Source organism: Cellulomonas bogoriensis 69B4 = DSM 16987 (assembly GCF_000767165.1).
GTDB lineage: Bacteria > Actinomycetota > Actinomycetes > Actinomycetales > Cellulomonadaceae > Actinotalea > Actinotalea bogoriensis.
In genome coordinates this window covers 1-1,268 of record NZ_AXCZ01000332.1, presented here as the reverse complement: position 1 = coordinate 1,268, position 1,268 = coordinate 1, and the positions used below count along the sequence as shown (strand labels likewise).

Here is a 1,268-nt window from a genome sequence, read left to right as displayed (position 1 = left end):
CCGGGGCGTCCCTGACGGGTGTCAGGGCGAACGGCACCGTTCAGGAGTGGTCGGTGCGGGTGCTCGCCGCACTGGCCGGGCAGGGGGTGGGGCTGTGAGGGTAGGACCGGTCCAGGTCGTTGAGACCGGCGAGGAGGGTCGCGAGGTCGACGTCGGTGCCGGGCGATGCCTCGGGCAGGGGGTGGCCGGAGCGTGTGCGGGGGCGCCGGCGGAGCAGCAGGTCGACGGCGGGCTCCTCGGGCAGCCGGGGTGCGTGCGCGACGACCCTGCCGGCGAGCTGCCGCAGGGCACCGGCACCGGCCGTCGGGGCGTTCTCGCGACGGTGGTAGCCGAGTGCCGCGGCGAGCATCGCCCACGCCTGCTGGTCCGGGCTGCGAGGCCCCGTGGGTGACCCTGCCCAGAAGAGGCAGGTCTGGGTGAGGGCGTCCTGCTCGGGGGCCGGGCCCGTCTGGGCGGGGTGGCCTCCCGTCGGGTCGGCGGCCACGCTCGGGGCCGGGGCGACGTCGTGCCCGGGTACGAGTCCGGTCAGCCAGTCACGGAGTCCGCGCACGGACCAGCAGTCCTCGACGGCGTCGGCGGCGATCTCGGCGAGGCGCTGGTCCCACCCGGACACGTCCCCGTTGTCCCGCATCGTGCACGCCTCGGCGTACTCGAGCACGGGGTCGGCCGGGACGCGCCCCGATCGCGCGGACGGCATGTGGAGCGGCTCGAGGTCCTCGAGGGTCTCGGTCGGCTGGCCGGTCACGACCGCGGCGCGGGTGAGTGCTTCCAGGTCGACCAGCACGCCGTCACGGGTCAGCCGGGTGACGACCTCCTCGCCGACCCCGTGACGTCCGGCGAGTGCGCGCAAGGTCCGGGGCACGTGCGGGCCGAAGTGGTACACGTGCATGCCCGGGTGGCGTCGGCACTGCTCGTCGAGGTGCTCGACGACGTCCAGGAGGAGCTGGCGTTCCTGTGCACGGTCGTGGGCCCACAGGGTCCTCGGGCCGGACGCGGCCGTCCTCATGCCGTCCGGGTCGATCCCGGTTCCGGGGCCGCTGCTCGTCGGCGTGACCATGGTCACCAGGTAGGTCAGGCCCCAGTGCGAGGACCGTCTCTCGGCCCACTGGGGGTCTGCCCGGGTCTGGAGCATGAGGTCGCCGGGGTCGGCTGGTGGGATCGTGGCCAGGACCTCGGGTGCGACCACCGCGTGCTCCACCCGGTGCGGGGCGCTGCCGGCCCACCCGCCTCCGCCCCAGCCGCCGTCGCCGAGCGGCGCGGGCGAGGCG

General features: G+C 75.6%; 1 pseudogene. It reads right to left on the bottom strand.

Going from position 1 to position 1,268, the window contains the following annotated elements:
* Window positions 1–40: 40 nt before the first annotated feature.
* Window positions 41–1,268 (bottom strand): annotated as a pseudogene (locus tag N869_RS17530) (hypothetical protein); the annotation flags it as partial.